16 protein-coding genes are annotated in these 19,140 nt (G+C 60.9%); 15 read left to right on the top strand and 1 reads right to left on the bottom strand.

Translation table 11 applies throughout. The annotated features are described in order from the left end of the window. Positions 1 to 41: 41 nt before the first annotated feature. The 11 genes from LF599_RS14165 to LF599_RS14110 all read left to right on the top strand — a co-directional run bounded on the left by LF599_RS14165 (position 42) and on the right by LF599_RS14110 (position 11,903). The gene (locus LF599_RS14165) at positions 42 to 1,340 is read left to right on the top strand and encodes a (Fe-S)-binding protein (RefSeq protein ID WP_279521226.1); all 1,299 of its coding nucleotides are present in this window, start codon (positions 42 to 44) and stop codon (positions 1,338 to 1,340) included. A gap of 304 nt (positions 1,341 to 1,644) precedes the next feature. Further along, positions 1,645 to 4,551: a hypothetical protein gene (locus LF599_RS14160; protein ID WP_269943521.1), complete on the top strand. Its 2,907-nt coding sequence runs from the start codon at positions 1,645 to 1,647 to the stop codon at positions 4,549 to 4,551. A gap of 30 nt (positions 4,552 to 4,581) precedes the next feature. Beyond that, positions 4,582 to 5,742 (top strand): putative sulfate exporter family transporter, encoded by a 1,161-nt coding sequence (locus tag LF599_RS14155; RefSeq protein WP_269943522.1) that lies wholly within the window; start codon positions 4,582 to 4,584, stop codon positions 5,740 to 5,742. Between the two features lie 13 nt (positions 5,743 to 5,755). Beyond that, the gene (locus tag LF599_RS14150; RefSeq protein ID WP_269943523.1) at positions 5,756 to 5,908 is read left to right on the top strand and encodes a hypothetical protein; all 153 of its coding nucleotides are present in this window, start codon (positions 5,756 to 5,758) and stop codon (positions 5,906 to 5,908) included. Between the two features lie 9 nt (positions 5,909 to 5,917). Further along, the gene (locus LF599_RS14145; protein WP_269943524.1) at positions 5,918 to 6,121 is read left to right on the top strand and encodes a hypothetical protein; all 204 of its coding nucleotides are present in this window, start codon (positions 5,918 to 5,920) and stop codon (positions 6,119 to 6,121) included. A 19-nt stretch (positions 6,122 to 6,140) separates the two neighbouring features. Further along, positions 6,141 to 6,437: a ComEA family DNA-binding protein gene (locus LF599_RS14140; RefSeq protein WP_279521225.1), complete on the top strand. Its 297-nt coding sequence runs from the start codon at positions 6,141 to 6,143 to the stop codon at positions 6,435 to 6,437. A gap of 13 nt (positions 6,438 to 6,450) precedes the next feature. Continuing rightward, positions 6,451 to 6,912, top strand: coding sequence for a cytochrome c family protein (locus tag LF599_RS14135; protein ID WP_279521224.1), 462 nt, complete (start codon positions 6,451 to 6,453; stop codon positions 6,910 to 6,912). Positions 6,913 to 6,921: 9 nt separating this feature from the next. Further along, positions 6,922 to 7,617, top strand: coding sequence for a DUF1573 domain-containing protein (locus LF599_RS14125; RefSeq protein ID WP_404823712.1), 696 nt, complete (start codon positions 6,922 to 6,924; stop codon positions 7,615 to 7,617). 137 nt (positions 7,618 to 7,754) lie between these two features. Then, positions 7,755 to 8,450, top strand: a complete 696-nt coding sequence (locus tag LF599_RS14120) for a DUF1573 domain-containing protein (RefSeq protein ID WP_279521223.1) — start codon at positions 7,755 to 7,757, stop codon at positions 8,448 to 8,450. A 150-nt stretch (positions 8,451 to 8,600) separates the two neighbouring features. Then, a complete protein-coding gene (locus tag LF599_RS14115) occupies positions 8,601 to 10,544 on the top strand; it encodes an ATP-binding protein (protein WP_279521222.1) in 1,944 nt (647 codons plus the stop codon). Between the two features lie 3 nt (positions 10,545 to 10,547). Further along, complete coding sequence (locus LF599_RS14110) at positions 10,548 to 11,903, top strand: sigma-54-dependent transcriptional regulator (protein ID WP_279521221.1); 1,356 nt, start codon at positions 10,548 to 10,550, stop codon at positions 11,901 to 11,903. Positions 11,904 to 11,978: 75 nt separating this feature from the next. On the opposite strand, the gene LF599_RS14105 is transcribed toward LF599_RS14110, so the two are convergent. Next, the gene (locus LF599_RS14105) at positions 11,979 to 12,896 is read right to left on the bottom strand and encodes a transporter (protein ID WP_279521220.1); all 918 of its coding nucleotides are present in this window, start codon (positions 12,894 to 12,896) and stop codon (positions 11,979 to 11,981) included. Between the two features lie 523 nt (positions 12,897 to 13,419). On the opposite strand from LF599_RS14105, the gene LF599_RS14100 reads away from it, so the two are divergent. The 4 genes from LF599_RS14100 (at position 13,420) to LF599_RS14085 (ending at position 19,130) form a co-directional block, all read left to right on the top strand. Then, a complete protein-coding gene (locus tag LF599_RS14100) occupies positions 13,420 to 14,919 on the top strand; it encodes an aryl-sulfate sulfotransferase (RefSeq protein WP_269943536.1) in 1,500 nt (499 codons plus the stop codon). A gap of 125 nt (positions 14,920 to 15,044) precedes the next feature. After that, positions 15,045 to 16,484, top strand: coding sequence for an aryl-sulfate sulfotransferase (locus LF599_RS14095; RefSeq protein WP_279521219.1), 1,440 nt, complete (start codon positions 15,045 to 15,047; stop codon positions 16,482 to 16,484). 78 nt (positions 16,485 to 16,562) lie between these two features. Then, the gene (locus LF599_RS14090) at positions 16,563 to 16,892 is read left to right on the top strand and encodes a ComEA family DNA-binding protein (protein ID WP_269943539.1); all 330 of its coding nucleotides are present in this window, start codon (positions 16,563 to 16,565) and stop codon (positions 16,890 to 16,892) included. Positions 16,893 to 17,144: 252 nt separating this feature from the next. Then, entirely contained in the window at positions 17,145 to 19,130 is a 1,986-nt protein-coding gene (locus LF599_RS14085) for a cation:proton antiporter domain-containing protein (protein ID WP_279521218.1), read from the top strand. Positions 19,131 to 19,140 lie beyond the last annotated feature (10 nt).

Below are 19,140 nucleotides of genomic sequence, written 5' to 3'. Positions count from 1 at the left end.
CGCGGCACACGATGCGCCAGGCGGCGCGAAAGGAGTGAACCATGGGCGAAGCTGCGGAACTGCTGATCGAGCCGAAGCGGTCGGCGTTGGTGGATAAGGTCAAGGAACTGTTGCCCGAGGGCGGCAATCTGAACATGTGCCTGGCCTGCGGTGCCTGCTCCTCGGGCTGCCCGGCCACGGGGATGCACGACATGGACCCGCGCAGGTTCCTGCGCCTGGCCCTCTACGGCCAGGAGGAGGAAATCCGGTCCACGCCGTGGGTCTGGCTGTGCACCATGTGCCGGCGGTGCGTCCACGCCTGTCCCATGGAGGTGGATATCCCGCAGTTGGTCTACTACTGCCGCCAGTCCTGGCCCCGCGAGGAGCGTCCCAAGGGGATTCTCGGGTCCTGCGAGCAGGCCCTGTCCACGCCGGGCAACAGCGCCATGGGCGCGTCCAGCGAGGACTTCAAGTTCGTGGTCGAGGATGTCCTCGAAGAGGTCCGCGAGACCCAGCCGGGCATGGAGAACCTGGAGGTGTCCATCGACAGGAAGGGGGCCTATTACTTCCTTAACCAGAATTCGCGCGAGCCGGTAACCGAGCCGGATGAGATGGTCCCGCTGTGGAAGATACTCAATCTTGTCGGCGCGGACTGGACCTACTCCACCAAGGGGTGGGCCGCCGAGAACTACTGCATGTTCCTGGCCGACGACGATTCGTGGGAGAAGGTGGTCCGGAACAAGGCCAAGGCGGTGGAGGACCTGGAGTGCAAAGTCTGGCTCAATACGGAGTGAGGACACGAATTCTACGCGGTCCGGGCCGGACTGCAAAAATACAACGTTGAGCACAGCTTCGAGATGGAGTCCATCATTCGTCTGTACGCGAAGTGGATTCGCGAGGGCAAGCTGCCGGTCAATTCCGACTGGAACAAGGACCTGGGCGTGACCTTCACGGTTCAGGACCCCTGCCAATTGGTCCGCAAGTCCCTGCGCGACCCGGTGGCCGAGGACCTGCGCTTCGTGGTCAAGTCCGTGGTGGGTGAGGAGAACTTCATCGACATGTGGCCCAACAAGTCAAACAACTATTGCTGCGGCGGCGGGGGCGGATTCCTGCAATCCGGCTTCGCGGAGGAGCGGCGGGCCTACGGCAAGATCAAGCTGGAGCAGATTCTCAGGACCAAGGCCGACTACTGCATCGCGCCGTGCCACAACTGCCACTCCCAGATCCATGATCTGAGCGAACACTACGAGGCCGGGTTCCCGGTGGTCCACCTGTGGACGCTCATCTGCCTCTCTCTCGGCATCCTCGGCGAGAACGAGCGCGAGTATCTGGGCGAGGATCTCAAGAACGTGGGGCTCTGACCGGCCGCAACGTCGACAAGTCCGGGCCTGTCCCGGCACCTGCCCGTCCGCCGCGAAGCACCCCTGCGGCGGGCGGGCTCATTTGCATCCGGCCCCGCCCGTGAGTGTGCGTAGGGTCAAACACACGAGGTTTTTGCTGTGCGGCCAATCGCACACAAGCGTTGAGCGGCCTTTTTGTCGTTTTTTTATAATAGTCTGAAAAAGAAGGAGAAAGTGGAAAAACGTCGGGTTGGTACGCTTCTTGTTTCCAGGAAGGGCAGGTTGTCCATAGGACGTTGAACTCAGCTTTTCAGGAAACAGGGATATGCAACACACATTCAGAGTACTGGCCCTTGCCATGGCACTGCTCCTCGCGCTTCCGGGCGCCGGGACGGCCGCAACCGATCCGCACGGCCTGTCGCCGTCCGCGGACATGACCTTCCTGCCGCATCTGGCGGGTCTCCGGAACAAGGTCTTCAAGAACCAGTTCGGACAGAAAAAGAGCCTGACCGAGGCGATCGTGCTGCGCGGCAGCGAGATCGCGGAGGGCAAGGCCACGGTGCAGCCCGGCGGGCTGTTCTACCTGTCCGAGACGTCCCACGACGCTAGGCCGCTCATGCGCGACCCGTTCCTGGTTCTGGGCGAACACACCTATCTGGTGGACCTCAAGACCTCCATGCGGACTTTCCGCGACGTGGCCCTGAAGAAGGGCGACCGCTCTCCGCTGGGCGACTCGGGCTACCGGCTGTGGTTCGACTATTCCACCGACCACTACGACGTGCCCTACGCCGAGTTCGCGGTCATCTCGCCCTCGGGCGGCTTCCCGCTGGAGTTCCCCATCGCCTCCAAGTTCCCCAAGCGGGAGGAGGTCCGGAAGATCAGCCTCGAAGAAGGGCTCAATCCCCAGTTGGAGAAGTTCTACCTGGACAACACCTATTATTTCGGTGCCAGCAAATACGTCGCCCGGAACGTGGACTTCGACGAGGCAGAATTCGCCTCCATCGAGTTCCCGGAGATCACCGAGGCCACCTTCTCCCTCCAGCGGCCCATCATCCTGGAATTGCGCCAGGAGGACTACCGCTACTATTTCAACAAGCGCATTTACGCCTTCAGGCAGCCTGACGGGTTTTTGGTCCGCGTGACCAACTTCACCGGCAGCGAGGTCCTGGCCGAGAAACTGGTCAAGCCGACCACCGCCCAGGAATACAAGACCCGCCCGGGCGAGCTGGACAAGTACAGCCTGACCATCCCCGAGCTGGACATGCGGGTGGAAATCGTAATCGATCCTTCCTTCCTCAAGGACTCGGACTTCGTGCCCTGGTCCACGGGCAAGTCCCACGGCTATTCCTCAGGTCGTTTCTCCTTCGTGGTCTACCGCGATCTGGTCACCGTCAAGAACGGCCAGCCCTGGCCTCTGGATGACCGGTACAACGTGGTTCTCGAACCCAATCTCAAGACCGGGATGCTCCATCGCCTGCTTCTCGAAAACAATCGCGAGATCGTTTTCGACAAGGACACGACTTCCTATGACGGTCCGGTCAAGTACTCGGATATCTGGAATCGCGAGGCCTTCAAGGTGGTGGTCGACGGTATCGACGGGGATGTGGTCCGCGATCTGTACGTGCGCGACTACTACTTCATGCGCACGGACAACATGGTCATGTGGCCCGAAGAGGGAAAGAACGATATCGACTTCTTCCTCGGCTCCTCGCCTGTGCTTGAGCCGATGATCGAGCGTTCCTTCCTGACCCGGCTGGCGGATTCCTCCTACGGCACCGTGGTCGAGGAGTCCAAGTTCACCTCCTACCCCAAGGCCGTGTCCGACGCCTCCTTCTACGAGCCCGATCATACCGCGCCTTTCGTGCCCAGGCTCAAGGGCCTCATGCGCAAGGTTACGCGAAACCGCAAGAAGGAACGCCTTCTGTCGGCCGAGGCCGTCATGGTTCGCGGCTCCTACGTGGACTATCGCAATAACCGGATCGTCATTCCGCCCGCAGGCTTGTGCTACACCTCGCGCAACGCGCGCAACATCCGCACCCTGGCCGGGGAGAGCTTCTTCCTGCTGGGCAAGCGGGCCTACCTGACCACTTTCACCTCCGGGACCTTCGTTCGCAAGAACTTCGACCTGGACTTCTGGAAGAACCAGCCCATGGGCGACGGCAACCTGATGTACTGGCAGGACGAGCTGCTCGGCGTGCGCAACAAGGCGCTGCGCTACACCGGCCAGACCTATCTGGATGACCGTCCCGTGGCCTCCCTGTCGCTGATGAAGTACTCCGGCAACCGCTGGGGCGCGCACTTCTACCTGGCCCAGGGACTGAGCGAAGACAAGTCGGCCGACGACCGTTACTTCATGCCCGATCTCTTCTCCGAGGGCGCGACCTACATCCAGCCCGAGTATATCGGCTCCAACTACGTGAAGATCAAGGAGTTCGGCACTCCTTCGCTGCAAAGCATCAGCTACACCTACAAGAAGCCCAAGGGGCTGGCCCTCGGTGCGGGTGAAACCGCCCCGCTCGGCAAGTACACCCTGCGCTGCGACGGCCTCGACACGCAGGCCGGGACCATCGACCTCTCCCTGATGGACAAGGCCGGCAAGGTCGTCGCAGCCAAGACCGTCGGGCCGCTGAACGACAAGGCTCGCGAGCTTCTGCCCCAGCACATGGAAACCGCCCGCATGATGCAGTTCAAGGTCGGTTCGGTCATGGCCGAGATGGATCTCAAGCATCCCTACAAGGGCGGCAAGGCCAACCTCTGGCTGTTCACCGGCATCCAGGAACTGGAGCGCGACACTCCCTTCGAGTACGACCCGCGCTTCATGGTCCGCCCGGACGTGTGCGGCCACTGCTACCAGCTCAACGAGGTGCTTCTCGACAACCCCGAGCCGATCATTCTGGACAAGGATCACCCCGTGTACGACGGCCCGAAGAACGAGAAGGGCGAGCCGCTGTTCCGCATCGTGCTCGACAGCTTCGACGGCGAGATGGTCCACGCGTGGCATATCGAGACCGAATACAAGGGCGAGGTGCACAAGACCGACAACCTGGCCTTCCGCCCGCGCAACAACGTGGACGTGCTGGTCGGCGTGAACGGGACCATCGAAGGCTTCCTGCGTCTGTCCATGCTCCCGCGCCTCGGCTTCATGGATCATTGGCGCGTCGGCTCCAAGGCCCCGCAAGAGAAGGTCAGCGGTTCTGTGAACACCGGCGGTTCCGCCCACATCCGCCGCTAGCGGGTTGTTAAGACATTACGAGGAAATGCAATGAATACCGATAGCATGGCAATAAACTACGACCTGGGCCGTAAATCCTGGTTCAGCGCCCTCTACGGACTGAAGGCGGTCCTGCCCGGCCTGTTGGCGATGTTCTTCGTCGCCATCTTCAGCAACAACCTGGCAGGGGTGCCCAACCCGTTCACCCTGCAGAACCTGTTCGCCTGGCTGGACGGGGTCATCGGCCCGGTGCACCACCAGTCCTTCTTTCAGGTGCTCAACTCCAACTTCGTGTGGAATCCGCTGCTGCTCGGCCTGATAATCGGCAACGTCTTCGGCGTGCCGGACTGCTGGAAGCGCGGCCTGTCTTATATCCACATGCTCATGCCCCTGGGCATCATCATGCTGGCTCCGCATTTCATGATCGGCCACGCCTTCAAACTCGGCGCGGCCCCCATCCTGATCTGCACAGTGTTCCTGTTCCTGACTGCGACCATGACCCTGTGGATCTCGAAGCTGTTCAAGCTCGATGACCGCCACGGCTCCATCATCGCGGGCGGCCTGGCCACCGGCGATCCCCACGTCTGCGCCATTCTCATGCCGCTCATCAAGGCCAAGGGCGGTCAGGTCGTGCATTCCACTGCCTGCGTCATCGGCTTCGGGCTCGTCTCCATGTTCCTGCTGCCCGTGCTGGGCGACTGGATCGGGCTGACCCCCAAGGCCATGGGCCTCGCGTCCGTTGTGGGCGTGGGCAACAACGCCCAGTCGTTGTTCGCCGCTTTCGGCAGCAGCTACGAGGCCGGACGCTGGGCCACCTGGTACGACGTCGGCCGCCATGTCATCATGCCCGCCGGATTCCTGTACGTCTTCATCGTCATGTTCGTGCGCAAGCTCAGGCGGCGCGACGACGAAACCGTGATGGCAACCCGGGGCATCAAGACCTTCCCGATCTGGCTCGGCGTGTTCGTCTTCCTGTGGGTCCTGACCTGCCTGCACCTGTTCAAGGAGCCCGCTCACCACGCCATCTTCGAGATGGTCAAGTGGGACTTTTCCCTGGCCGCGGGCGCACTCGGCCTGTCCATGTCCTTCCGCGAGATCACCCAGCACGGCTTCAAGGGCGTCGCGGTGACCGCCGTTGCCGGTGTCCTGCGCATCGTCCTGCTGCTCGCCGCCATCGCCCTGTGCGCCAAAACCGGCCTTCTCGCGGCCTAATAGGAGTATCGAGATGACAAGACATACGCACACCACCGATGAAACCGGCTTCGACTACATGGCCAACAAGGGCGTGGAAGAGCAGGACCGGGATACCCTGGGCATTCTGTTCGCCGTGGCCATCATGGCCGTCATCACCGTCAGCCAGTACCTTGGCCTGCTTTAGGAGGCTATCATGCACGGCATCTATTACGTCATCCTGCCCCTGTTCGCGGTCCTGCTGGTCCTCCTGACCACTGCGGCCCTGTACATGGGTGTGTTCAAGGCGGACCGCGAGTCGGCTTCGCCTTTCAGGAAAACCGTTTCCGGCATCGCCAGCGGAGCCATCTCCTGTCTGGCCTGGTTCTTCATGTACAGCCACCACTATCTTGGCTGGTAACCCATTAGGAGCAACGATCATGAAAAAGATCTGCATCGCTTTCGCACTGCTGCTGGCTCTGGCCCTGTCCGCTTCCACCGTCTTCGCCGCCGACAATGACGGCAAGCTCAACCTGAACGTAGCTACCGTCGAGCAGCTCGAAGCCATCGAAGGCATCAGCCATGAGCTGGCTCAGGAAATTGTCAACGTCCGAGAGGAAAACGGCGAGTTCGTGGACATGTCCGAACTGCTCGACATCGACGGCGTGGACAACTCCCTGCTGCGGAAGCTCGACAAGTTTATCTTCATAGAGGCAGCATCGGACTGCAACTGCTAGCCGGAGGTAGGTCATGAACCGTCTGCTGCTCATCATAGCCGTCGCCTGCTTCGCAGTCTCCCTGGCCGCTGCCGCCGCCCAAGCCGAGCTGTTCGGCGATTTCGTGGGCTACACCGCCTGTGGCGAGTGTCACCCTGAGATCGTGAAGGGGTGGAAGACAACCCCCCATGCCCGCGCTTTCGAGGACCTCAAGCACCAGGGCGAGGAAAAGCAGTCCGTTCCGGGCTGCGTGCGCTGCCACGTGGTGGCCATGGATGCGGACGGCGGTTTTATCGATATGGATCTGACCCCCGAACTCAAAGACGTACAGTGCGAGTCCTGCCACGGCCCCGGCCTGGCGCATTCGCAGTCCGGCGATCCGGCCGACCTCAAGGTCCATCCCGACGAGGCCCTGTGCCGGACTTGCCATACCGAGGGGCAGGACAAGAACTTCGACTACAAGGTTAAATCCCGTTTCGTTCACGGGGGAGAATAAGGAGCTATTATGCGTTTGCAATCCATTGCCCTGGCCCTTGCCATGCTCGTCTGCATGGCGGGCGCGGCCGCGGCCCAACCGCTTGTCGTCAGCGAGGCGAAAGTGGACTTCGGGTCCATGACCGAAGGCCCGGTGGCCTCCAAGACGGTCACTTTGACCAATGCGGGCAAGGAGGTCCTCGTCATCAGCAACGTGACCACGTCCTGAAGCTGCACCACCACTGCTCTTGGAAAGAGCCGCCTCAACCCCGGTGAAGCTACGGAAATGGTCATCAACTACAACACATTCAAGTATCCCGGAAAGTTCGACAAGACCGTTCACGTGTTCAGCGGCGACAACGGCAAGACCGAGGACGTCATCCATATCGTGGGTTATGTCGACCCGATCCCCATGGGGGTCATGGAGGTCAACCCGCGCAAGGTCGAACTCGGGACCCTGGCCGCCGACAAGCCCAACAAGGTGTCCCTGAAGGTGGCCAACGCGGGCGACGCGCCCATGAAGGTCACGGCCATCAAGTCCCGAAAGTTCAAGAAGACGTATTGGGAGGGCGAGCTGACCGTGCCCGCAGGACAGTCCGCCGACATCGCCGTCACCCTGGAAGGGCTGAAGCCCGGGCGGTTCCTGGACATGGTCCTGGTTTACTCCGATGCGCGCAACGACATCGGCAAGGGGTACAAGGCGGTCCTCATAGGCAACGTGGAATAACTCCCGGCAAAGCAGTGCCGAACTCCGTGTTTCATGAACTTTGTTCACGGCGTTACCTCCCCGGCGCAATCCGCGCCGGGGAGACGAGGACCGAGAGGCCCGAACTGTGAACGCCGGGGCCAACAAAGGAGATCATCATGAAACATCGTATTATCGCACTGGCTTTCGCCCTTGTTGTCTGTCTGGCCGGAACCGCTTCGGCGGGCCAGCTCAGGATAAGCGACCTCAAAGTCGAATTCGGCAACATGCAGGAAGGCCCGGACGCGCAAAAGACCGTCACCCTGACCAACGCGTCCTCGACCGAAGCCGTGGTGGCCAACGTTTCCACCAGTTGCGCCTGCACCTCCACGAAGCTGGACAAGACCAGGCTGGCCCCGGGCGAGACGGCCACCATGGTCATCACGTATCATACATTTAAGTATCCCGGAAAGTTCGACAAGACCGTCCATGTGTTTAGCGGCGACAACGGCAAGACCGAGGACGTTATCCATATCGTGGGTTACGTCGACCCGATCCCCATGGGGGTCATGGAGGTCAACCCGCGCAAGGTCGAGCTCGGGACCCTGACCGCAGCCAAGCCCAACAAGGTGTCGCTGACAGTGACCAACGCGGGCGACGCGCCCATGAAGGTCACGGCCCTCAAGTCCCAAAAGTTCAAGAAGACGTATTGGGAGGGCAAGCTGACCGTTCCGGCCGGACAGTCCGCCGACATCGCCGTCACCCTGGAAGGGCTGAAGCCCGGGCGGTTCCTGGACATGGTCCTGGTTTACTCCGATGCGCGCAACGACATCGGCAAGGGATACAAGGCGGTGCTGATCGGCGCCGTGAAATAGCGTTTCATGAGAACAATGATGAACCGACACATCATCAACCTCCTCTCACCGAGCTCCCCCGGCACTCCTTCTGCCGGGGGGCTCCGGCGTTTTCGGGACCCTGTCCCGCCACGGTGGCGCGTCGGGCCGCTTTGCGATAAGTTCACTTCCATGCGACGCATCGTTTTCCCCATTTTGCTTTTCCTGGCCTTGTTCCCGATTTTTTTCCAGGGGCAGGCCTTTGCCCGTTCGGTCTATCACGTCGGCACCCGGGCCATCTCCCCGCCTTTTTCCTTTCTTGCCGTCAAGGACGGCAAGCAGGGGGTGCGGGGTTATTCCGTGGACGAGATGGTCATGCTCGGCAAGTTGATGGGCGTGGACATGGAATTTCGCGCCATTCACGATCTGGGCAAGCGGCGCGAGATGTTCATGAAGGGCACGGTGGACATCCTGGCCCACGATTCGGAGGAGACGGCACGGGCGTTGAACGCCGTCTGGATTCCGGTGGGCATCAGCCTGCGCCACCATCTCTATGTCAACCAGAACTGTCGTTCCGTGACCTGTCTGCGCGATCTTGAGAACAAGAAGGTCGTGGCCATCTCCTCCGCGCCTTACAGTTCGGAGATCAAGCTGAACGACGACGTTATCTGGCTTAGTTCGCCCCTGGAGGCCCTGACAATGGTCAGCCAGGGGGTCATGGACGTGTTCGTGGCTCCGTCCGAGCGGGTGGCCGACGATCTCATCGACCGCTACCAGATCCCGAACATCCTCAAGAAGGGCGTGGTCCTCGGGGAGAGCCCCCTGGGCATCATCGTTTCCCGGCGGGACCCCGATCTGGCGCCGAAAATCCGGGACGCCTACCATCGTCTTCAGGAGGCGGGGCTGGCCGACCAGTTGCGCGACAAGTGGTTCGGCAAGCCGACCATCACCGACGGCGTCCGGCGGTACGCCAAGTACGTGGCCATAGTGTCCGCCGCCGCCGGGATCATTTTTATCGCCATCGTTGTCTGGAACGTCGCCCTGAAGAGGCGGGTGGACCGGGTGACACAGGACCTCCGCCGCACAGAACAGCGTTACCGCGACCTGATCGAGTCCTCGCCGGATATGATCTTCCTCGTCAACGAGGAGGGGCATGTGCTCCACGCCAACGAGCGCGCCCGGCATTCGCTCCGTTTCCCGGAGCCCGGGGGCGAGGTGTACCTGCAACAGTTGACCACCCGCGAGTATGCCGACGAGATCGGGGCCTTCCTGAAGAAGGTTTTCAATGACGGCTGCGACAAGCACGAACTGGAAATGGTCGGCACAGCGGGCCAGCCCATGGAGGTGGAGGTGGCCGGGCGGATTATCCAGGGGCCGGTCCGGACACAACTCTTGGCCTGTTTGTTCGCGCGCAACGTGACCGAGCGCAATCGCATGGAGGAGGAACTCATCCAGTCTGAGCGGCTGGGCATCATAGGCAAGATGGCGGCTTCCCTGGCTCACGAGATCAACAATCCGCTGGGGGTCATTCAGGCCAATGCCGAGGACCTCATGTTCGAGGAGGGCCTTGCGTCGGACGTCAAGGACGGGCTTCTGGCCGTGCAGCGCAACGCCATCCGCGCGGGCGAGATCACGAAGGGGCTGCTCGAAGCGGCCACGCCCAAGCCCATGAGCATGGGGACCCTTGAGGTGAGCGACTTGATCCGGGACGCCCTGACCTTGCTGGGCAGCCGCCGGAAGCGGGACCGGGTGGAGTTGGATTTGCCTGATGAGCCGCTGTTCATCCGGGGCGACGAACGCGCCTTGCAGCAGGTGTTGATGAACTTGATATTCAATTCGATGGCCGTGACCGGGGAGGACGAGCCGATCCTTATCCGCGCGGCCAAGGCCGGGGTGGACGGGAACGAGACCGTGCGCATAGTGGTCGTGGACCAAGGCACGGGCATCGAGCGGCCCAACCTGACCCAGGTTTTCGAGCCGTTTTTCTCCTCGCGCAAGGGAGGTTTCGGACTTGGCCTGTTCATTACCCGCCGTATGGTCGAGCGGCACGACGGCATTATTTTCGCTGAATCCGAGCCGGGGAAGGGGACCAGCATGTTCCTGGAATTCCCCTCGGCCCACGTCAAGGAGACCTAAGCCATGCCCGAAAAGATATTGTTGGTGGATGATGAGCAGGACCTGCTCAGCGTTTTGAAACGTTCCTTGGGACGTCAGGGGTACGTGGTGGATACGGCTCCCTGCGGGGCCGACGCCTGGAAGGCCCTGTCCGAGACCGCTTACGACCTGGTGGTCAGCGATCTGGCCATGGAGCCCATGAGCGGCCTGGAGCTGCTCAAGCAGATTCGGTCCATCGACCACATCCAGCCGTTCATCATCATGACCGGGGCCGGAAGCATCGAGAGCGCGGTGGAGGCCATCAAGCTCGGGGCATACCACTACATTACCAAGCCGTTCAAGACCCAGGAGCTGGCCCTGTTGGCCCGCCGGGCCATCGAGTACGGGAGGCTGCACCACAAGCTGGAGACATTCAGCCAGCGCGAGCAGAAGGCCGACTCCAAGTCCATGGTCATAGGCAACACCACGCTTATGCAGCAGATGATGGGCATGGTCGAAAAGGTCTCGGACTCGGATGTGTCCATTCTTATCCAAGGCGAAACCGGCACGGTCAAGTCCCTGTTCGCCAAGCGGATTCACAACTCCAGTTCCCGCTCCGACAAGCCGTTTTTCACTATCGATTGCGGCGCGCTTTCCGAGAACCTGCTTGAAAGCGAGCTTTTCGGCCACGTGAAGGGCGCCTTCACCGGGGCCATCCGGGCCAAGCGCGGCTTGCTCGAAGAGGCTCAGGGCGGCACCGTCTTTCTGGACGAAATCGGCGAACTGACGCCGTCCACCCAGGTCAAGCTGCTGCGGGCCATTCAAGAGAAGGAGATCAAGCCCGTGGGCGGCAACACGCCCATCAAGGTGAACGTCCGCTTTCTGTCCGCCACGAGCCGCAACCTGGACGAGGCGGTCGAATCCGGGGAATTCCGTAAGGACCTGTATTACCGGCTGGCCGTTATTCCCCTGCACCTGCCCCCTCTGCGCAATCGGCAGGAAGACATGGTCCTGTTTGTGGGGCATTTCGTGAGCAAGTTTAACGAGCGGTACAACAAATCGGTCCAGTCGCTGACGCCGGGAGCCATGCAGACCCTGCGTGACGCTCCGTGGAAAGGAAATATCCGCGAACTGGAGAACGTTATCGAACGGGCCGTGCTTCTGGCCGAGGGCGACGTCATCAGCGTTGAGGACCTGTGCGCCCATCCCATGTGCTTCCCGGATTCGGCGGGCGGGGTCGAGGACGGCACCGTGTCGCTCAAGCGGGCGGTGGAGAAGGCCGAGATCACGGCCATCCGCCAGGCATTGGCTTCATCCGACGGCAACCGCTCCAAGGCCGCAAAGATACTGGGTATCGGCCGCCGGACCTTGTACGACAAGATCGACGCCTACAAGCTGTAGGACCGTCTCGTCCTGGAAAGAAAAAAGGCCGGTTCCACGCGGAACCGGCCTTGGTCGTTTTGCGAGGCGGTGTGCCTAGTCGAACAGGGAACCAATATTAAAAAGTTTCATCAGCTTGAACTCCACGCGGAAGTCGTCGGAACCGACCTTATTGCCTTCGTACCAACGGTGGACGGGCACGGTGCCCATCAGGCCTGCAGTGAGCTTCCAGGGAGTGTACTTGTAGACAACCTTGGGGCCGGTGTACCATTCCACGGAGGCGTCGTTGTTGCCCCGGCCCAGACTCCGGGATTCATCGTTCATCTCCCAGTGAGACTCCGCTCCGATGTCCCAGCGGTCACTCAGTGCGAAGGCGTAGCTCAGGTTCCAGCGGACGCGGTCGCCCTTTTCGTAGTCATGCGCGCCTTCGGCAAAGGTGGCGTAGTTGACCTCGGAGTCAAACCTATTGGCTCCGTAGAACCAGGTCGCGCCGATGCCGCCTATGAATCCCCAGGTGTCAGTACCCGCGGAGTCGGACGAATGGCTGCCCACTGACGCGGTGGGGACGACGCCTCCGAAGTCCAGGGCCAGCGAAAGCGGATCGCCTTCCTTCTGGGTGAGCAGGGTCTTGTGTAACAGTACACCTGTGTCTCCGATGCCGTAGGTTTCCCGGTTGGGGGCGTCGGGCTTCTCGATGTGTACGTTGTAGATCGGGGTCGCGGTGCGGATGTCGAGCCCCTTCATGATGCCGTAGCGGGTTTTGAAAATCTCGTTGAATTTGGTGGCCTTGGCCTTGCCGTTGAGGCGTCTGTCGCTTTTCCAAATGCCGTTGCTCTTGCCGAAGAAGACGTTGCCGCCCACGGCGAGTGCCCCGGAGGGGAAGCCCATCCCGCAAGGACCAAAGGTGGAGCCCAGCCCCCCCCAGGCAACAGGCACCTTCTCCTCAGCTTGGGCCGGCACAGCCGTGAGGGCGAGCATGAGCAAGCCCAGCAGCCCGATTTTAATCCAATTCATCCATTCCTCCGTCTGTTCGGCGTGGTTGGGGGCGCACGTAATACGCCGGAATTTTAAAACTTTACCCCTTGCACGGACACGATGACCTGCCTTCGGGGCACAACCGCAGACGTTGTTGCCCCTCTGCGGTTGTGCCCGATGTATCAAGAATTGTTCCACCCCCGTGACAAAGTGGTGACCGGGCCGGTCGGCCCCCGCAGAATCAGGCTTTCAGGGTTGCGGCAGGGGCGTTTGGATGGGGGCCCTCCAAATACGATCTGTGCGGATTGCGGCACAGTGTGTGCGCTGGCACGCATTCATATGGGGGCCGTGTAACAGTTTTAAAAAAACAACCACTTGGAATTATTGAGTAAAAACATTGTGAAATAGTTGGCATGAAACTTGGTTGTCTGTGTGCGTTGAGCGTGGACACCGAAAGTTCCGTTGTTCCGAGAGAGTGATTCGGATGGAGCCGGAAGGCATTGCTCCGCGCAGACGTTCCGTGTTGGCAACAAATGTATTTGTAACAGGTAAGGAGGAAAGAGTGCTTAAACTACATCGCTGGCACATGGCTCTGTTGCTCGGGATCTCCCTGATCGTCCTGAGTTCCGGGGCATATGCCTATGAAGCCATCACCGGTCCCACCGGTGTGTTGTACTACGACCAGGCCAAGGCCTATCAGGGATATACGCTGTTCGACCCCACGGTGGGCAGCAAGACTACCTATCTTATCGATATGCGCGGCAACATCGTCCACACCTGGAAGAGCGAGTACGCCGCAGGCCTTCACTCTGTGCTGCTGCCCAACGGCCACCTGCTGCGCGCCGGAGTCATTCCCAAGAAGAAGGAACTGGGTTATTGCGCCATCGGCGGTGCCGGCGGTATCCTCGAAGAATTCGATTGGAACGGCAAGAAGGTTTGGGAATACAAGATGTTCACTCCCAACAAGGAGATTCAGCATCACACCTTCTGCCGCATGCCCAACGGCAACACCATGATCCTTGGTTGGGAAACCCTGACCAACGACGAGGCCCGCAAGTTGGGACGCAATCCCCTGACGATTCCCGCCAAGCCGGTGGTTTCCAAGGGCATTCCGCATGACCGTTTCTGGGTCGACTTCGTCCGCGAGGTCAACCGTGAAGGCAAGACCGTGTGGGAATGGCACATTACCGACCACATCGGCACCGGCCCGAAGCAGTTCGACATCAACTACACCCTGCCCATGCCCATGGGCACGCTGTACGCCACCTACGACTGGTCTCACTTCAACACTGTCAACTACATTCCTGAAACCGATACCGTGGTGCTGAACTCGCGCAACCTTTCCGAGTTCTACTTCATCAACCACAAGACCGGCGAGATGGAATACCGCTGGGGCAACCCTTCCGCTTGGGACCCCAATGCCAAGAAGCCCGGCTACTGGGATGACGGTTCCCAGAAGATGTTCGGCAACCACTGCGCCACCCCGCTGAAGAACGGCCATATCCTGCTCTTCGACAACGGTTCCGAGCGTCCTCAGGACCGCCGGTCCCGCGCCGTGGAAGTCGATCCCAAGACCGGCAAGGTCGTTTGGGAATTCGCCACCCGTCACACCAACAGCTTCAACTCCCATCGCCAGGGCGCCGTGCAGCGTCTGAAGAACGGCAACACCCTGATTACCTCCACCCATGGCGGCCATCTCTTTGAGGTCACCCCCGAGGGCGAGGTTGTTTGGGAGTTCATCAGCCCGATCTTCGCCGGCAAGACCAAGGCTGTGGTCAACAATAAAGATGCGTTCCCGTTCAGCGCCCACATCGACGCCATGTCCAACATGGTGCACCGTTCCTATCGCTACGGCGAGGATTACCCGGCGTTTTACGGCAAGACCCTGACCCCCAAGGGCTACATCGCCGGTGACGACGCTCCGCGCTTCTTCCGCGATTACCATGCGGGCGCGGGCTGCTCCGCTCCCGCCGCCGCAGTCAAGGCCGCTCCGGCCAAGGCTGCCGCCCCGGCCGAGGCCGAGGACGACGGTGGTGACGACGCTGCCATGGTCGCCTATTAAGTTGACAGAATAACGGCCGGGTGCGACACCCCGGCCTCTTCCCCTTCCGCTTTCGGGCGCAACCGCCCAGCGGGAATAAAGAGAACAAGCTCTGGTCGCGACAAGAACGCGACAAAGGAGATATGATGAAAAGACGTGAATTTATCACCGGAGCGGCCGTGGCAGCCGCAGCGGCGCTGATAAATCCGGTGAAGGCCCTGTCCTTCCCCTCGGTCTTCCCTCACGGGACGACCATCTACAAGCCCGAGAAGTGCTTCAACGGCTACACCGTGTTCGGCACCGAGGTCGAATCCGAAGGCACTGTCCTCGTCGACATGAACGGTAACGTTGTTCGCCAGTGGAACGACATCTGCCAGGCCGAGCATCCGCCCAAGCTGCTCAAGGGCGGCTACCTGGCCGGTACCAGGCGTCCTTCGCCCGACAAGAAGGGCCGCGTCTGGGACGATCCCTCTTCCACCGATCTGGTGGTCCTGGATTGGAACGGCAAGGTCGTCCGTTCCGTGCCCAGAGCCGGTATGCACCATGATTACCAGTTCGAGGGCAACCCGGTAGGTTACCATGTCCCGGGAATGCCGCTTGACAACTACAAGGGCAAGATGCTGATCTTGTCCCACAAGTTCACGCACAACCAGTACATCTCGGACAAGGAACTCTACGACGATTACATTGTCGAGCTGGACGCCCAGGGCAACGTGATCTGGGAATGGCTCGCCTCCGAGCACTTCGACGAGATGGAGTTCCCGCTGGACTTCAAGAAGACCATGTACAAGTACCCGACCTACTCCATGACCCGTACCCCGGGCCGGAAGGGCGGCGACTGGATCCACGTCAACGCGGCTTCCTACCTCGGTCCCAACAAGTGGTGGGACGAGGACAAGGAGAAGTACGCGGTCTTCAATCCGGAGAACGTCATCATTTCCTGCCGTCAGACCAACACCAGCTTCATCATCGAGAAGAAGACCGGAAAGGTCGTCTGGCAGGTCGGTCCCGAGTTCTACCGCGACTCCATGTGGGAGTTCGGCGGCAAGAAATACAAGCGCGCCCTGTCCAAGCTCGGACAGATCATCGGTCAGCACCACACCCACATGATCCCCAAGGGGCTGCCGGGCGAAGGCAACATTCTGGTCTATGACAACGGTGGCTACGCCGGTTACGGCAAGCGCAATCCGGGGGCGCCCCTGGGTTGGTCCGATGCCCGCCGCGACTACTCCCGCGTCATCGAGTTCGACCCGCGCACCCTCAAGGTGGTCTGGGAGCACTCGGCCAAGCAGATGGGAATGCGCAACAAGTACCAGTTCTACTCCGACTACGTGTCCTCGGCTCAGCGTCTGCCCAACGGCAACACGATGATTACCAACGGCGCGGTCGGACAGTTCCAGGAAGTTACCCCGGACCACGAGATCGTCTGGGAATACATCAGCCCGTACTACACCAAGAACGGAAACTACAACCTGGTCTACCGGGCCATGCGCGTGCCGTACGACTACGTGCCGCAGCTCAAGGCTCCCAAAGAGATCAAGGTCACGCCTCCGGACAACACCACCTTCCGGATCAAGGCTGGCTAGAGTACCAAACCCCATGGGCGGGGCGGTCCGGCTTCGGGCTGCTCCGCCCGCTCCAGCAACCACTTAAAGGACAGGAACATGAAAAAGCTCATCATTACCCTTTGCCTGGCAGCCATGTGCATGGTCTTCGCGGGCACGGCCTTTGCCCAGGACGGCATCGTCAGCTTCAATACCGCCTCGGTCGAAGACCTCATGGCCATTGAGGACATCGACGTTCCGGAAGAACTGGCCAAGGCCATTGTCGACTACCGCAAGGCCAACGGTGCCTTCAAGTCCGCCGAGGACATGCTCAAGGTTCCCGGAATGACTCAGGACTTCATGGAAGAACTCAACCCGCAGGTCACCGAAGATGGCGACGTGGTCTTCGACCCGGACGCCGAGCCCGCGCTCGCTCCTTCCAAGTGCTAAAGTGATCCGGCCTCCGGGCCGCGTTCGCTCCCCATGCGGGGGAAGCCCTCCGTCCGCCGGGTCGCCATAAGCGGCCTCCGGCGGTTTTGGGGAATGAAAGGTAATAAAAAAGAAGGCTTGCACACTTTAACGTGCAAGCCTTCTTTTCGTCTGGATTCCCGACAAGATACCCTTTATTGTATGCACGGGGTAGAGGACGCCGGGCCGCGGCCCGGAAGCGCATAATCGGAATACACGCTGGAAGGACCTGAGATGGGCTTGGCCACGGACATCATCCTCATTATTGTCTTTGCCTTTTTCTGCGGGCTGGTGGCCCAGCGGATAGGGCAGCCGATCATTCTCGGCTACATTCTGGCCGGTGTGCTGCTCGGTCCGCACACCGGCGGACTGACCGTGGCCGGAGTGCACGAGATCGAGCTGCTGGCCGAGATCGGTATCGCCCTGCTGCTTTTCGCCCTCGGGCTCGAATTTTCCTTCAAGGACCTGAAGCCGGTCAAGCTGGTGGCCCTGATAGGCACGCCACTACAAATGCTATTGACCATAGCGTTGGGGGTCGCGGCGGGGCAGTATATGGGGCTCGACTGGAAGGCGTCCCTGTGGCTCGGCGCGCTGGCTTCCTTCTCCAGCACCATGGTCCTGCTCAAGACTCTCATGAACCAGGGATGGCTGGGGACCCTGTCCTCCAAGGTCATGATCGGAATGCTCATCGTCCAGGACCTCGCCGTCGTGCCCATGATGGTCATCCTGCCCGAGCTCAACGACCCGGTGGTGGGGCTGCCCAAGCTCGGCTTCGCGGCTCTCAAGGCCGGGTTGTTCATCGCGGCCATGATCGTTCTCGGCACAAGGCTGCTGCCGTGGCTCATGGCCCACATCGCCCGGCTCGGTTCGCGCGAGCTGTTCCTGTTGGCTATCGCGGCCATCGGCTTGGGCGTAGGCTACGTGACCTATCTGGCCGGGCTGTCTTTCGCCTTCGGGGCGTTCGTGGCGGGCATGGTGCTGAGCGAATCGGATTTCGGCCACCAGGCGTTGAGCGACATCATCCCGTTGCGCGATATCTTCGGGCTGCTCTTCTTTTCCTCGGTGGGAATGCTCTTCGACCCCATGTTCCTGGTCGACAATTTTCGCCAGGTTTTCTGGCTGCTGCTCGTGATCTGTGTGGGCAAGGGGATCATCTTCGCCATTCTCGCGCGGGTCTTCCGCTACCGCAACGTGGTCCCGCTGGCCGTGGGCCTGGGTCTCTTTCAGGTCGGCGAGTTCTCCTTTGTTCTGGCCCGTCTGGGGGTGGCCACCGGCTCCATCGACCAGGACCTCTATGCATTGATTCTCACCGTGACCATCATCTCCATGGTCCTGACGCCGATCGTTTCCGGCCAGACCGCACGGCTCTACGCCCTGCGCAAACGGTGGTTTTCCCACGAGGAACTTGAGTACACCAACATGCCCAAGGAAGGATTGAACGGACACGTCGTCATCCTCGGAGCGGGCCGGGTGGGATTGCAGATCGCCCAGATTCTCAAGCGGTTCGGGCTTACCCACGTGGTTGTTGAGCTGGACCACCGCCGTTTTGAGCAGGCCAAGAAAGCCGGCATTCCGGCCGTGTACGGCGACGCCAGCCAGGAGATTGTCCTCGAAGCAGCCGGACTGCGCAGCGCGGCCCAGCTCATCGTCACCGTGCCCGACCTCGTGACCACGCGGGCCATCATTCAGAACGCCAAGAGTGAAAATCCCGACCTGGACATCATCGCCCGGTCCACCAACCGCGAGCATCTTCACGACATGAAGGAGCTCGGAGCCGACGAGGCCGTGCTTCCGGAGTTGGAAGCGAGCCTGGAGATGTCCCGCCAGTCCCTTTTGCGCCTGCGCAAGTCGCCTGTGGAAATCCAGCGGCACACGGATCGCATCCGCCAGGAATTTTATTCCGTGCTCGCCGATACCAGCGACGAATATCGCGAACTGATCCAGTTTCGGGGTGCGGAGCAACAGTTCGACCTGCAATGGGTCAAGCTGTCTTCGTCCAGTGCCCTGGTCGGGAAATCCATCGGCGAAAGCAATATCAGGAAGGCCTCGGGCGCGTCCGTGGTGGGCGTGGTGCGCGGGGGGGTGCTCAAGACCAATCCGGATGCCGCCTACGTCCTAGAAGCCGGGGACCTCGTCGCGTTCATCGGCAGCGACGAGGACCGCGCGCGCTTCTGCGATCTCTCCCGTCCCGAAACCGTGGCCGCCGACTGCGTGGCGTAACGCCCCGTAT

The organism is Pseudodesulfovibrio thermohalotolerans (assembly GCF_021353295.2).
Classification (GTDB): Bacteria; Desulfobacterota; Desulfovibrionia; order Desulfovibrionales; family Desulfovibrionaceae; genus Pseudodesulfovibrio; species Pseudodesulfovibrio thermohalotolerans.
Note: the sequence above shows the minus strand (reverse complement) of the source record. Positions and strands in the feature narration are given on the sequence as shown.

Coding starts and splice junctions, on each gene's coding strand:
- LF599_RS14105 (WP_279521220.1), bottom strand. CDS start 12,896: ATGAATTGGATTAAAATCGGGCTGCTGGGCTTGCTCATGCTCGCCCTC.
- LF599_RS14135 (WP_279521224.1), top strand. CDS start 6,451: ATGAACCGTCTGCTGCTCATCATAGCCGTCGCCTGCTTCGCAGTCTCC.
- LF599_RS14110 (WP_279521221.1), top strand. CDS start 10,548: ATGCCCGAAAAGATATTGTTGGTGGATGATGAGCAGGACCTGCTCAGC.
- LF599_RS14150 (WP_269943523.1), top strand. CDS start 5,756: ATGACAAGACATACGCACACCACCGATGAAACCGGCTTCGACTACATG.
- LF599_RS14160 (WP_269943521.1), top strand. CDS start 1,645: ATGCAACACACATTCAGAGTACTGGCCCTTGCCATGGCACTGCTCCTC.
- LF599_RS14090 (WP_269943539.1), top strand. CDS start 16,563: ATGAAAAAGCTCATCATTACCCTTTGCCTGGCAGCCATGTGCATGGTC.
- LF599_RS14155 (WP_269943522.1), top strand. CDS start 4,582: ATGAATACCGATAGCATGGCAATAAACTACGACCTGGGCCGTAAATCC.
- LF599_RS14085 (WP_279521218.1), top strand. CDS start 17,145: ATGGGCTTGGCCACGGACATCATCCTCATTATTGTCTTTGCCTTTTTC.
- LF599_RS14120 (WP_279521223.1), top strand. CDS start 7,755: ATGAAACATCGTATTATCGCACTGGCTTTCGCCCTTGTTGTCTGTCTG.
- LF599_RS14140 (WP_279521225.1), top strand. CDS start 6,141: ATGAAAAAGATCTGCATCGCTTTCGCACTGCTGCTGGCTCTGGCCCTG.
- LF599_RS14145 (WP_269943524.1), top strand. CDS start 5,918: ATGCACGGCATCTATTACGTCATCCTGCCCCTGTTCGCGGTCCTGCTG.
- LF599_RS14095 (WP_279521219.1), top strand. CDS start 15,045: ATGAAAAGACGTGAATTTATCACCGGAGCGGCCGTGGCAGCCGCAGCG.
- LF599_RS14115 (WP_279521222.1), top strand. CDS start 8,601: ATGCGACGCATCGTTTTCCCCATTTTGCTTTTCCTGGCCTTGTTCCCG.